This window comes from Bacillus sp. FSL R5-0439 (assembly GCF_038008805.1).
GTDB lineage: Bacteria > Bacillota > Bacilli > Bacillales > Bacillaceae > Bacillus > Bacillus safensis.
The window spans coordinates 3255279-3269393 of the sequence record NZ_JBBOZW010000001.1; the positions used below are offsets into that span (position 1 = coordinate 3255279).

Consider the following 14115-nt stretch of genomic DNA (forward strand, 5'->3'; position numbering starts at 1 on the left):
CATGAAACCACTTACTTCAAATGGACGATTTGATAACATCATGCAAAAGCTTGGGCCATTCTTAGGACTCATCATCCTTGTCGCCATTGTTTCTATTTTAAACCCGGCCTTTTTAGAACCTTTAAACATCTTAAACTTACTGAGACAAATCTCCATTAATGCCCTCATTGCCTTTGGGATGACGTTTGTGATTTTAACTGGAGGTATTGATTTATCAGTTGGTGCCATTCTTGCACTATCCAGTGCCCTGACTGCCGGCTTTATCGTTTCTGGCATGGACCCGATTTTAGCCATTATCGTCGGCTGTATCATCGGTGCCGTTCTTGGGATGATTAACGGTCTATTAATCACAAAAGGAAAAATGGCTCCTTTTATCGCAACACTTGCGACGATGACGATTTTCAGAGGTTTGACACTCGTTTATACAGATGGAAACCCAATTACTGGGCTTGGCTCTAACTATGCCTTTCAGTTATTCGGGCGAGGATATTTCTTAGGCATTCCTGTTCCAGCAATCACGATGCTTCTCACCTTTATCGTCCTTTGGGTACTGCTTCATAAAACGCCTTTCGGCAGAAGAACATATGCGATCGGCGGGAATGAAAAAGCTGCGCTCATTTCAGGAATCAAAGTACCGCGCGTGAAAATTATGATCTATTCATTAGCAGGCTTCATGTCTGCCTTAGCAGGTGCGATCTTAACATCTCGTCTGAATTCTGCACAGCCAACAGCTGGCACGTCCTATGAGCTTGACGCCATTGCTGCCGTCGTACTTGGCGGGACAAGCCTGTCCGGCGGAAGAGGACGAATTGTCGGCACACTCATCGGGGTACTCATTATCGGTGTCCTGAACAATGGTATGAACTTACTTGGTGTTTCATCATTCTATCAATCTGTTGTGAAAGGGATTGTCATCTTGATTGCAGTCCTGCTAGACAGAAAGAAATCTGCTTAAGGAGGCAGCTGCTATGAAAAAATATCTTATTCTCATCCTGACTCTCTCATTGTTCATGCTTTCTGCCTGCTCACTTGAACCACCTGAGTGGGCCAAGTCATCAAAAGATGGCAAGAAAAAAGACATCAAGATTGGGCTGTCAATCTCGACATTAAATAACCCATTCTTCGTTTCTTTGAAAAACGGTGTGACAAAAGAAGCGAAAAAGCTAGGCATTGACGTCGTGATTGCAGATGCACAAAATGATTCAGCTAAACAAACAAGTGATGTAGAAGATTTAATTCAGCAAGGTGTCGACGCATTGCTCATCAACCCAGCGGATTCATCTGCCATATCAACCGCTGTCGAATCAGCGAACGCTTCTGATATACCTGTCATCACATTAGACCGCTCAGCCGAAAGTGGAAAGGTAGAAGCACTTGTCGCCTCAGATAACGTCAAAGGCGGAGAAATGGCAGCTAACTTTATCATCGACAAGCTCGGCAAAGGAGCAAAAGTCGCTGAATTAGAAGGCGTACCAGGCGCTTCCGCTACACGTGAGCGTGGAAAAGGATTCCATCAAATAGCAGATAAAGACTTAAAAGTGACAGCGAAACAAGCTGCTGACTTCGACCGGACAAAAGGACTGAATGTCATGGAAAACCTCCTTCAAGGAAACCCTGACATCAAAGCCGTTTTTGCCCACAATGATGAAATGGCACTTGGCGCGCTAGAGGCAATTCAAAGCTCCGGAAAAGACATTCTCGTCGTTGGTTTTGACGGGAACGAAGATGCACTCAGCTCAATCAAAGCAGGAAAACTCTCTGCAACGGTTGCGCAGCAGCCAGAGCTGATCGGTCAACTGGCAGTCGGTGCTGCAAACGACGTATTAAAAGGGAAAAAAGTACAAAAGAACATCGCAGCTCCACTGAAATTAGAACAGAAGAAATAAACAGAACCCCCGAGCATCACTCGGGGGTTTTTTGATTACTGTGGTCTTTTCAGCACAAATGACGTGCCTAAATGGGCATAATCATTACCTGCTAGTCGCGCGACTGGTTTCAGTTCATTAGTAGAAACATAGCCTTTTTCTACATCATAAACACCCTCATCTAAATGTGCACATACAACCCGGCCAATGATATGATCGACCGTGATCTCCCCTTCATCATTTTGAAAGGTGAGATGCTTTTCCAGCTGACATTCAAAACGAATGCGCGCTTCCTTGATCCCCGGCACTGAAATGACATGACTCTCTACTTGATGAAGACCGGTTCGATCCAGCTCACTCTCTTCCTGCGGCAGCGTAGCAGCTGTTTCATTAATATCTTCTATTATGGCTTCATCACTCACATGAATGACAAACTCTTCCCTATCGATAATATGCTGCGCAGTATCTTTCATCTGACCTTCACGTCGACCGATAGAAACGGCAATGAGCGGTGGGTGTCCACTGATGACATTAAAGAAACTAAATGGTGCGGCATTGACGACATTTTCTTTAGATAGACTTGTAATAAACGCTATCGGTCTTGGAACGATAGAACCAGATAATAATTTATATGCCTCTTTTCGTGACAGCTGATCCATTTGCAATGTAATCAATTCAGGTACGCCTCCTTTTAATGTAACGACATCATACCATAACCCGTTCCCTATACCTCTAATTCCAGCTCGGTGCGATGCAGGATATGGTGGACAAGATGAAATAAAGCAGGATTATGATTTTCCCGTCTATAGGAAATCGTCCATTCCGCCAGAAGCTGTTCACCCTCAATGGCCCGATAAACAACATCCAGATTAAATAGACGCCGGGCTGATTTCGGAATCACCGCAATACCGATCCCTGCTGTGACAAGGCCAATGATCATTTGATATTCCGCCGCTTCCTGCACGATATTTGGAGAAAATCCGTACTTTTCACATAGCAGGACAAAGTGCTGATAAAGGGACGGCCACGATTCCTGTGATAAAGAAATAATCGGTTCATGACGGATATCTTCAATCGTGACAGTCTCTTGTTGAGCCAATCGATGATTTTTTGGAATCGCAAAAATACATTCACTTTGCTTCATCAAGCGACTGACTAGTTCTTCATGCGGCGCTGTAGGATGTAAGAAACCGATATCAATCTCACCATTTAACAATGCCTCTAGCTGCTGCGAAACAGAAAGCTGCTGCAGCTCGATACTGACAGAGGGATACAGCTCCCTGAATTCACGTACAACGGGCGGCAGAATATCATACGTCGCCGTTCCAACAAAACCTATGATGATTTTCCCCAGCTCTCCTCTTGCTGTGTGACGGGCATGATCAACCGCTTTATCAAGCTGTTGCAACACTCCCCGAATCTCATGTAAAAAGACCTTTCCAGCAGCTGTTAGCTCCACCACCCGTTTCGACCGGTGAAATAAAGGAAAACCCAATTCTTCCTCAAACTGCTTAATTTGCTGACTAAGTGGAGGCTGTGTCATATTCAACCGTGCGGCTGCTCTGCCGAAATGCAGCTCCTCCGCTACTGTGACAAAATACTGCAAATGTCTCAGTTCCATCCTTTCACTCCTCACACACTTATTCGTGAAACATATCAAAACTGCGTTAAACATATATTGGAAATTTTATTTTATGAAATGTATAGTAAATCATATCATGAAAATATATTTTCATAAAAAATTTTACTTGCCGAAAGGAGTGCGGGGTAAATGAAATCTCAAGCACAACCCCTAACAAGACGAGGAGCAGAGTTGATTGTCGATACGCTGATTGCTCAAGGTGTGACCCATGTTTTTGCCATTCCAGGTGCAAAAATTGACGCTGTATTTGATGTATTAAAAGACAGAGGTCCAGAACTTGTCCTATGCAGACACGAACAAAATGCAGCCTTTATGGCAGCTGCTGTCGGACGTTTAACTGGCAAACCAGGTGTTTGTCTCGTCACATCAGGTCCTGGTGCATCTAATTTAGCAACAGGTCTATTAACAGCCAATACAGAAGGTGATCCTGTTGTCGCAATCGCTGGAAACGTCATTCGTGCAGATCGTCTGAAACGAACACATCAATCACTCGACAATGCGGCATTATTCAAACCAGTCACCAAATATAGTGTTGAAGTACAAGACGTTCATAATATACCAGAAGCATTAACAAATGCTTTTCGCGCGGCACAAAAAGGGCAGGCTGGAGCAGCATTTATCAGCTTTCCACAAGATGTCGTGACAGAACACACCACACAAACAGCAGTGTCTGCTCACCCTTCTCCAGAATTAGGTCCTGCACCGGATGCTCTCATCAGTTCGGCTATCGCCAAAATTCAAAATGCACACTTACCTATTGCGATTGTGGGAATGAAAGCCAGTCGTCCAGCTGCTGCAAATGCCACAAGAGCATTATTAAAAACACTTGGTATCCCATTTGTTGAAACGTATCAAGGAGCCGGCGTTCTCTCAAGAGAGCTCGAGTCTCAATATGTAGGCAGAATCGGCTTATTCCGTAATCAGCCGGGTGACCTTCTCATTGAACAAGCAGATGTCCTTTTGACCATTGGCTTTGATCCAATCGAGTATGATCCGAAGCATTGGAATCTTCAGCCGCAACAGCGCCAGATCATCCATGTTGATGACATGCAGGCGGATATTGACCATTTTTATGAGCCAGCGCTTGAACTTGTAGGCAATATTTCTGAAACCGTCAAACATCTAGCGCATGACAGTGTTCCTCTTTCTCTATGCAAAGAGAACATAGAATTAGTCACTGAATTACAGGAGCTATTAAGCGACATTGAAAAGGCACCAGAAAGAGAAAGTCATCGATCTCACCCGCTGGATGTCATTCATACATTGAGACGCCTGATTCCTGATGACACAAAGGTCACATGTGATATCGGATCTCACGCGATTTGGATGTCCCGTCACTTCCGCGTCTATGAACCGAACTCATTCTTGGTGAGTAACGGCATGCAAACATTAGGCGTCGCATTACCATGGGCAATTGCGGCTTCTATATTGAATCCAGATGAAAAGATTATTTCGGTTTCGGGTGATGGCGGTTTTCTCTTCTCCGCAATGGAGTTAGAAACAGCTGTCCGCAAAAAGACAAACCTCGTTCACCTTGTTTGGAACGACAGCACATATGACATGGTTGCGTTCCAGCAGGAAATGAAATATGACCGTACATCCTGCGTTGAATTCGGACAGATCGATTTAGTGAAATATGCGGAAAGCTTTGGAGCGACTGGATTACGGGTCAACTCACCTGAGGAGCTTTCAACCGTCCTTCAAAAGGGTATAAACATAGAAGGACCCGTAATCATTGATATTCCGATTGACTATCAAGATAACCCTGACCTCGCCAGTCAAAAATGGCCAGAAGTCTATCGAAAAAAACACACAGCGAACGTCAGATAAGACTTCGATACATTACATTAAAGGAGTGAGCGGATATGGGTATGATGCACCCAATGAATCAACAGAATGACACAAGACAGCATGACAAACAGCAAGAGGTCTATCAAGTATCAACGATGACCTCCTTGCTTGAAGCCGTATATGATGGAGATTTCTCCCTCGCACATATTCCTGAACACGGTGATTTCGGCATCGGTACATTTAATCAATTAGATGGGGAGCTGATCGGCTTTGACGGTGCATTCTACCGGCTGCGCTCGGATGGAACAGCGACACCAGTCACCGATCAAGATTATTCACCATTCTGCTCTCTAGCTTTCTTTGAAACAGATATCGTTCATCGAATTGATGCACCAATGACGTCCAAAGAACTGGAAGAAGAAATTGACCGCATCTTACCAAGTAAAAATATCTTTTATGCGGTCCGCATTGATGGATCATTCAAAAAGGTTCAAACACGTACGGTTGAAAAACAGGAAAAACCTTACGTTCCGATGGTAGAAGCAGTCAAGTCTCAGCCTATTTTCGACTTCGAGGATATTCAAGGTACGATCGCAGGCTTCCGTACACCGCAGTACGCACACGGCATTGCGGTAAGTGGATATCACCTTCATTTTATTGATGAAGATCGAAGTGTTGGCGGACACGTATTTGATTACACCGTTGATCAAGTCACCATCCGCATATCTCAAAAACGTCATATGAATTTACACCTGCCGAATACGCAGGAATTCTTTCAAGCCGACATTGATCGAGCTGACCTTGCACAGCAAATTGCCAGTGCAGAAAGCAACCCGGATCAATAAATGAAGACACCCCGATGAGCTCGGGGTGTTTTTTAATGCATAAAGATGTTTTTTCACCCATAACGTTTTCGTTTCGATAGTAAATGAGAAATCAATCATTCTATACGTAATGAAATATGATAGAATATCAACAGAAGAAAGGTGGTTATATGGTGTCAAAAGACTATAGCATTCCGAACTTAACATTAGACGAAAGAGATAAACAAATTTTATCCCTATTACACGAGGACGGGCGCATGTCTTATACAGATCTCGGCAAACAGGTCGGTCTGTCACGTGTTGCCGTGCAAGCCCGCATTCAGCAGCTCGTTGAAGCAGGGGTCATTGAACGATTCACAGCTGTGATTAACCCCGCGAAGGTCGGCATTCATGTCTCTGTCTTCTTTAATGTAGAGGTAGAGCCAAAATTTTTAGAAGCGGTTGCCCTTCAGCTTGAACAGGAAACAGCTGTCACGAGTCTTTATCATATGACAGGACCAAGCAAGCTGCATATGCATGGCATTTTTCAAGATGAACAGGAAATGGAGACATTTCTGACAAAAAAACTATACCCGCTAGAAGGTGTCGTCAGTGTGGACTGCCAAATGCTCATTAAACGATACAAAAGCCGCATGGGCATGAAATTGTAGACAGGAGTTGAACCACTTGCAATCATATATCGAACTCATTATCGCTATGGTGCGAACCGGGATTCTCGGTTTTGGCGGAGGCCCTTCCGTGATACCGCTTATTCGCCATGAAGCGGTAGTGAAATATCAATGGATCAACGATGACGAATTTGGAGAAACACTCGCCATCGCCAATGCATTACCAGGCCCAATCGCAACAAAAATGTCAGCATACCTCGGCTATCGATTAAAGGGCGTATCTGGCGCAATTGTCGCAACAGCTGCTCATATTTTACCGACATGTCTCGCCATGGTAGCCCTTGTCACACTTGTCAGCGTCTTAAGCTCCTCACAAATCATTCAAAATATGATTGGTGCTGTGACCCCTGTCATTGCCGTTCTGTTAGGCATCATGGCATATGAGTTTGGACAAAAAACGCTGAAAGGCTTCGGCATGATCTTCGGGATCACTCTATTCCTTCTTGCCTTTGTCGGACTGCAAGTGCTCTCCATTCATCCAGGAATCATTGTGATGATCTTTTTATTTTATGGCGCTTTTCATTTTAAGCTGAAAAATCGCTGGCATCGGTCAAATAAAGAGAAAGGAGTGTCTTCATGATACTGATTCTCTTTTTATTCTGGGCTTTCTTTTTATCTAATCTATTAGGATATGGCGGAGGCCCTGCATCCATCCCGCTCAATTATGAAGAAATCGTCAATCATTTTCATTGGATGACGAACGAAGGATTTTCCAATATGCTGGCTTTAGCCAATGCACTGCCGGGGCCAATCGCTACGAAGATTGCAGCATATGTCGGCTATGACGTCATGGGCTGGCCAGGTTTTATCGTGGCACTGCTTGCAACTGTCCTGCCTTCCGCTGCCGGACTCATTTTATTGCTCAAGCTCATTGACCGTTTTCGCCAATCTCCCGTCGTCAAAGGCATGACCTTATCCGTACAGCCTGTCATTGCGATGATGATGCTTTTACTAACATGGGAAATCGGCGGAGATGCAGTGAAAGCCATCGGCTGGACACAATCTCTCGCCATTGCCGCGATCTCCTTTTTCTTGATGACCAAATTCAAGCTGCACCCTGCCTTTCTTATTGTGGCTGCATTTTTATATGGTGGATTCATTCTGCCGCATTCATAAAAACCGATAACATTCAATGTTATCGGTTTTCTTTTACATATAAATTGGAGAAACTGATCTGCGCCCAATCGAATGATACTCGACCCCTGCTTCTTCTGCCGCTTCAAGTGTATGACAGTTTCGTCCATCGAAAATAAGCGGCTGCTTCATCCATTTTTTGTAGGACGCGAGTGGAAACGACTGAATATCCGCCCACTCTGTTAATAGACAGACCGCATCGGCATCCTTGATCGCTTCTTCAATCGTTTGAGCAAATAAGACTTGATCCGGCAGTTCACGAGCTGCACGCCGGGCAGCAACAGGATCATACGCCACAAGCTCCGCACCTAATTGATGGAGCTCATGAGCGATCGGAATAGATGGTGCCTCCCTCATATCGTCTGTATTCGGTTTAAAGGACAGACCAAGAAGCGCAATTCGCTTCCCTTCAAGCGCTGCTCCCAGCCGCTCCTGGATATTTCGGATAAAACCTGCCCGCTGCTCATTATTTACTTTGATGACAGCCTTTAATAGCTCAAAATCATGGGACACATGCCCTGCAATTTGGACAAGTGCATTTGTATCCTTTGGAAAACAAGAACCTCCGTAGCCAATGCCCGCTCTTAGAAAGGAAGAACCGATCCGCTGATCAAGCCCCATTCCCTTCGCCACCCATTCAACATCAGCACCCGTTTTTTCACAAATGGAGGCAATCTCATTCATAAAGCTGATTTTTGTCGCAAGAAATGCATTTGATGCATACTTGATCATTTCAGCACTTTTACGGTCTGTTTTCACCAATGGAAGGTGGAAATCAGCATACATCTCCTCTAACTGGTCTAATACGGCTTTTGTTTCAGCGCCAATCACAAGCCGATCCGCCCGCAATGTATCTGAAATGGCAGAGCCTTCCCGTAAAAATTCTGGGTTAGATGCAATCGCTAATGGTTCCTTCCGTCCTAATTCTTGATGGATGAGCTGATCGATTTGATCCCCCGTTCCGACAGGCACCGTACTTTTCACCACAAGAATCGCACCTGATTTTGCTTTTATCCCCATCTCTTTCGCAGCTTGAAACACAAACTGTAAATCAGCTTGGCCATCTGCCTGCTGCGGGGTGCCGACCGCGATCATTAATACATCTGCCTTCGTGTAGGCTTCCGCTCCATTTATGTGAAAATGAATTCGTTCCTGCTCAAAATTGCGTTTCAATAGCTCTTTTAACCCGGGCTCATACATTGGGGGAGTTCCCTGTTTCAGCTGCATGACCTTTCGGCGGTCAATATCAATACACGCCACATCATGACCTGCTTCCGCTAAACACACACCTGTCACAAGCCCCACATACCCACAGCCTGCAATCGCAATATTCATGACACCATCAGCTCCCCATACTCCTTATGCTTGTAATGACATCGTATGCCGGGAGCTTTCATTCCATTCTTAAAAGCATACAAAAACCCCCTGCCATCACTAGCAGGGGGTCACTTTTATGAAACAAGACCATTTCGAATATGAGCAATCAGATTTTCAAGCATTTCTTTTGTTGTGACATCATTTGAATTTTCACCAATATCATGAGCGTACATCAAAATCTTTAAAAATTCCTCTTGATTTAAACCCTTATTATCCATGTCTGTATCCTTTCGATTCCACTAATTTCATTATTATATGCTGTAAGGTTGGTTTATGCAATACTCTATTACATCATTCGACAGCTTTTGAAATTTATGACCATTTTCATGAAAAACTTTTTTATAAATCCCCATTGAGCTATAATAAAAGAATTGGAATCTTTTACTTGGTTAGGAGCGGATCAAATGCTTCAGCACAACATCAACGAAGAAGAAATCAAACAAACAGCCGAACAGATCAAAGAACTTCTTCCTGCAACAGATGAAAACAAACAACTCATCAAAAAAGCATTGATTACTTATAGACAGGACAGCGTATATCGGCTCAAGCAAGAGTCTGATACCGAATGGTCAGCTTATGTACATGATGTCGTGGCAGCAAGAGTCCACCTTCATGTGCTGTTTCCTGTGAGAAGCAGCTGCTCATGTCCAGCAGATGGACTTTGTAAACACATTCTCGCTGTCTTCTTTTCGCTATACGCTCAAGTAGAGAGTGTGACCGGATTTACAGAAAATTGGTCAGAAAAGGATGAATTACAGCGCAGCAAAGAACTGATTCGCCAGCACTTCCAAGTGAAGCGCCCAGACGAACAATCACTCCAAAGCTGGCTGACTTTTTTCCAAGAGGAATTTAACCTCTGGCTGAAACGGACACCAAAGCACCAGCAAACACCGCAGCATTTGTATTACGGCTATTTATCGATCCTAAAAAAACACGCACCTGCTTCACCTGAATTCAAGAGCTTGTATGCGATTCATACGTCAATCGATGTATGGCTGAGGCTTCATGAACTGATCGACCTCGGCCGGCTTGATGCCGAAAAAGACTTTTATTCCATGAATCCATATGTAGAACAGCTCATGAACACCATTTTCGATTCAGTGGATCATTTGAAGACATACGCCCTTTCCTTTTCCCTCGATCCGTTTCTTGAAAACACACCAACTGCCGTTCGTACACTTCTTCAAATCAATGGACCTTTCCAGCATGAACGAGTAGCGGTCTTTATGGAGATTTGGGGCACCATATTAAATAGAGGGAAATGGGTCAAAAAAGAAACAGAATTACTAAAGAACGCCCAGAAAAAAGAACAAACGGTTGAACGTACCATCGGACTGATGCACATGGATTATTTACTGAAAGAAGATGAAAGCCTCTTTCAGCAATTACAGCTGCTCAATGCCGATATGCTCCCAAATGTGCTCAATTGGCTGAAGGATCTCACAAACCGAAAAGACTGGAAGCGGCTCAAGCTCTGGTATCACGAAATCACCTATATATTAGAGGAATATTGCCAGCTCGACCTTTCCTACAGAGAACTACGGGGGGCTGTCAGTGATTTCTTCTTTTATTTAGATGCATATTTTAAGCAGACGAAGGATCATCATTTATATGAACGCTATCTCCAAATCTGTATGCCCTATGCGTTTACAGAATACAGTCAGCTATTGTATGCACAGCAGCGTTATGCGGAATGGATTGAGATTCACAGCCTTGTTGGTTTCTCCATTAGTGAACTGGAGAAGGATCTGATCAAACAGATTGCAAAAGAGGAGCCAGAAGCCCTCATTCCATCGTACCACCGTGAAATCTCACTGCTTCTCGATCAAAAGAATCGAAGTGCATATCGAGAGTCTGTGAAAATGCTGAAGAAACTGCGCACGCTTTATCATAAAACGAAAAAAAACGCGATTTGGGAAAGGTATGTAAAGCAGCTGCAAGATTCAACAAAACGGCTGCGTGCGTTCCAAGAGGAAATGAAGAAAGGAAAATTGATTGATGACACGCCATAAACAAATTGTCATTCATGCAGAACAAACAGAAGATTTCTCTTTCACCATTTCAGCGCAAGCAGAGGACGGACACCCTGTTCCGCTTAATGAAATGAAGAGGCAGCTTTTCCAATGGCACGAATCTTCTTTCTACGGAACATTCTTAGAAGATGTCAGCTTTATTGGCACACCTGCCTTCCTGTTAAGCCCTTGGATGACCGTTGAATTGCTAGGAAAAAATTCATTTAATACGTTTAGTCATGTGACATTAACGGATGAAACGGAGCCCCTGATGAAAACAGCCTCCACCATTTACGAATTTATCGAGGACGAAGATTTCGTTCCCGATTACGAGGCGTGGACAAAAGGCGAGCTTCGGTTTAAAGACAAAGAAGGCCTATTAGATGGTTATACGGCTGATTGGTTCTCCTTTGCTGTACAGGATTATATTCAGTATGATGATGCCTTGCAGCACAAATGGGAACGCATGAACGCACAATCGCCTGCACTCTCAACCTTCCAAGGACATTTTCTAGATGAGCAGGATTTCTTGGAGACGATTGGCTGGATAGATGATGAGACGCCGTTCACTGTCGGCTTGCGCTTAAATGAGCCGGATTTTGACGGAGATGATTGGAAAATCGAATTGTTTTTGCGAGATAAGAAAAACAGTGACCTTCACTTTTTTGAAGGCATCCGTTCATTGAAAAGGTCTTGGCATCCGTATCAAGATAAAATTTCAAGAGAGCTGGAACGATTCAGTCAAATTGTCCCTTGGCTTTCTTTCACATCTGGCACCACACTCATGTCAGAAGAAGAGGCGTGGCTCTTCCTATCTGAAGCGAGTGAAACCCTTGTTAATATGGGTATTGAGATTCTGCTCCCATCGTGGTGGCAAATTGTTAAAGACAGCACGATGATGTTAAAAGCAAGGATCTCTTCTACACCGCGAGGCGAATCGCATGTCGGAATGGACGCATTAATGGACTTTAATTGGCGCTTTGCTACAAACGGCATTGAACTGACAGAAGATGAGTTCAACGAGCTTGTCCAAAGCAAACGACGCCTTGTCAACATTCGAGGACAATGGATCAAAATAGATCCTACCTTCATCCAGCAAATGAAAAAGTGGATGGAGCGTGCCGAAAACGAAGGACTTCACATGTCTGATATTTTGTCACGTGAACTGGCAGATCAAGAAGCTTCCTCTGAATCGATTCCAGAGCTATTGGACAGTTCAGCATTTGCCCATATTCAATTTGAACTTTCATCGCAATTAAGAGGGCTTGTCCACCAATTAAATGATACGCACGAGCTGCCTTCCTACGAAATGAGTGAGTCCTTTAAAGGCATACTGCGTCCGTATCAGCAGCATGGCGTGAACTGGCTTTTATTTTTAAGATCGCATGGATTTGGGGCTTGTTTAGCAGATGATATGGGCCTTGGAAAAACGATTCAAATGATCGCATATTTCACGTATTTGAAGGAGCAGGAGCAAAATGCCACTCCCTCTCTCATCATTGCGCCGACCTCTGTTTTAGGAAACTGGCAGCGAGAGCTCGAAACATTCGCACCACATTTGAAGGTTGCCCTGCATTATGGCCCATCGCGTCCACAGGGAGAGGACTTCACAAAAGCATACGAGTCAACAGATATTGTTCTGACGTCTTATGGACTCTCACATTCTGATCGTGATGAATTAACGGCAGCAAAGTGGAATACCATTTGCTTAGACGAAGCCCAAAACATCAAGAACGCCCATACGAAACAATCGAGAGCGATTAGACAGCTTAAAGGGCAACATCACATTGCCCTCAGCGGGACACCAATGGAAAACCGTTTGACAGAGCTTTGGTCCATATTCGACTTCGTCAACAAAGGATATCTCGGCAGCCTGACCGGCTTCCATAAGAAGTTCGTCCTTCCGATTGAAAAAGACCGTGAAGAAAAAAGAATTGAACAACTGCAGCAGCTGATCAAACCATTTTTATTAAGACGAACAAAACAAGATGAAGAGGTTGCCCTGAACCTTCCTGAAAAACTCGAAGAAAAAGAATTCATTCCGCTATCCGCTGAGCAAGCGTCTTTATATGAGCAGCTCGTGAAGGATACATTTGAACATATGGCATCATTAACAGGGATGCAGCGAAAAGCCATTATTTTAAGTATGCTTGGCAGACTCAAACAGATTTGTGATCACCCTGCTCTCTATTTAAAAGAGAGTGGAACAGATGTGAAACTGCTGAAACGTTCGTTAAAAATGGATAAACTCGCAGAGCTGTTAAAAGCGATACATGAGCAAGGAGAAAGCTGCCTCATCTTTACGCAGTATATTGAAATGGGCAACATGATCAAGCAGCTGGCAGAAAAGATGTTTGGAGAACCGGTCCAATTTTTAAATGGCAGCCTCTCAAAACAGGAGCGGGACAAAATGGTGGACCGCTTCCAGAAGAAAGAATTCAACATTTTAATTCTTTCTTTAAAAGCAGGAGGAACAGGACTCAACCTAACCGCCGCAAACCATGTCATTCACTACGATAGATGGTGGAATCCTGCTGTGGAAAACCAAGCGACAGACCGAGCTTATCGGATTGGACAAAAACGATTTGTTCACGTCCATAAGATGATCACAACGGGCACAATCGAGGAAAAAATCGATCAAATGCTCGAAACAAAACAAACATTAAATGATCAAATTATCCAAAGCGAGAGCTGGATTACAGAGCTATCGACAAACGAACTAGAAGATTTATTTACCTTAAGTGCTGCCGCTCAATCATCTTAATCACAGCAAAAAGAGGACTTTTCTCAAGTTTCATGAAA

The 14115-nt window shown here is 43.9% G+C and carries 13 protein-coding genes; 9 read left to right on the plus strand and 4 right to left on the minus strand.

Annotation, left to right across the window (positions count from 1 at the left end; genetic code table 11):
- The first annotated feature begins 1 nt into the window (after position 1).
- Both rbsC and rbsB read left to right on the plus strand, forming a co-directional pair.
- Positions 2-955: a ribose ABC transporter permease RbsC gene (gene rbsC, locus NST59_RS16775; protein WP_039181984.1), complete on the plus strand. Its 954-nt coding sequence runs from the start codon at positions 2-4 to the stop codon at positions 953-955.
- Positions 956-968: 13 nt separating this feature from the next.
- On the plus strand, positions 969-1886 hold the full coding sequence (gene rbsB, locus NST59_RS16780; RefSeq protein WP_041087924.1) for a ribose ABC transporter substrate-binding protein RbsB: 918 nt from the start codon (positions 969-971) through the stop codon (positions 1884-1886).
- Positions 1887-1921: 35 nt separating this feature from the next.
- Here the strand turns inward: rbsB and NST59_RS16785 are convergent, their stop codons facing one another.
- Complete coding sequence (locus NST59_RS16785; RefSeq protein ID WP_047202606.1) at positions 1922-2524, minus strand: flavin reductase family protein; 603 nt, start codon at positions 2522-2524, stop codon at positions 1922-1924.
- Between the two features lie 65 nt (positions 2525-2589).
- A complete protein-coding gene (gene alsR, locus NST59_RS16790) occupies positions 2590-3486 on the minus strand; it encodes an acetoin biosynthesis transcriptional regulator AlsR (protein WP_064497939.1) in 897 nt (298 codons plus the stop codon).
- A gap of 150 nt (positions 3487-3636) precedes the next feature.
- On the opposite strand from alsR, the gene alsS reads away from it, so the two are divergent.
- The 5 genes from alsS (at position 3637) to NST59_RS16815 (ending at position 7906) form a co-directional block, all read left to right on the plus strand.
- The gene (alsS, locus tag NST59_RS16795) at positions 3637-5337 is read left to right on the plus strand and encodes an acetolactate synthase AlsS (RefSeq protein ID WP_106025536.1); all 1701 of its coding nucleotides are present in this window, start codon (positions 3637-3639) and stop codon (positions 5335-5337) included.
- A 35-nt stretch (positions 5338-5372) separates the two neighbouring features.
- Positions 5373-6143 carry an acetolactate decarboxylase gene (gene budA, locus NST59_RS16800; protein ID WP_058838581.1) on the plus strand — a complete coding sequence of 257 codons (771 nt, stop codon included), beginning with the start codon at positions 5373-5375 and terminating at the stop codon, positions 6141-6143.
- A 152-nt stretch (positions 6144-6295) separates the two neighbouring features.
- Positions 6296-6772, plus strand: coding sequence for an Lrp/AsnC family transcriptional regulator (locus NST59_RS16805; RefSeq protein WP_144467996.1), 477 nt, complete (start codon positions 6296-6298; stop codon positions 6770-6772).
- A gap of 16 nt (positions 6773-6788) precedes the next feature.
- Complete coding sequence (locus tag NST59_RS16810) at positions 6789-7370, plus strand: chromate transporter (protein ID WP_039182001.1); 582 nt, start codon at positions 6789-6791, stop codon at positions 7368-7370.
- Positions 7367-7906 (plus strand): chromate transporter, encoded by a 540-nt coding sequence (locus NST59_RS16815; protein ID WP_249115323.1) that lies wholly within the window; start codon positions 7367-7369, stop codon positions 7904-7906. The genes NST59_RS16810 and NST59_RS16815 overlap by 4 nt, the downstream gene beginning before the upstream one ends.
- Before the next feature lie 33 nt (positions 7907-7939).
- On the opposite strand, the gene NST59_RS16820 is transcribed toward NST59_RS16815, so the two are convergent.
- Together NST59_RS16820 and NST59_RS16825 are read right to left on the minus strand one after the other, a co-directional pair.
- Positions 7940-9259 (minus strand): UDP-glucose dehydrogenase family protein, encoded by a 1320-nt coding sequence (locus NST59_RS16820; protein ID WP_039182004.1) that lies wholly within the window; start codon positions 9257-9259, stop codon positions 7940-7942.
- Positions 9260-9375: 116 nt separating this feature from the next.
- Entirely contained in the window at positions 9376-9519 is a 144-nt protein-coding gene (locus NST59_RS16825; RefSeq protein WP_003214884.1) for a hypothetical protein, read from the minus strand.
- Between the two features lie 186 nt (positions 9520-9705).
- On the opposite strand from NST59_RS16825, the gene NST59_RS16830 reads away from it, so the two are divergent.
- Positions 9706-11313, plus strand: a complete 1608-nt coding sequence (locus tag NST59_RS16830; protein WP_039182007.1) for an SWIM zinc finger family protein — start codon at positions 9706-9708, stop codon at positions 11311-11313.
- A complete protein-coding gene (locus NST59_RS16835; RefSeq protein WP_039182010.1) occupies positions 11300-14077 on the plus strand; it encodes a DEAD/DEAH box helicase in 2778 nt (925 codons plus the stop codon). The genes NST59_RS16830 and NST59_RS16835 overlap by 14 nt, the downstream gene beginning before the upstream one ends.
- Positions 14078-14115: the final 38 nt, after the last annotated feature.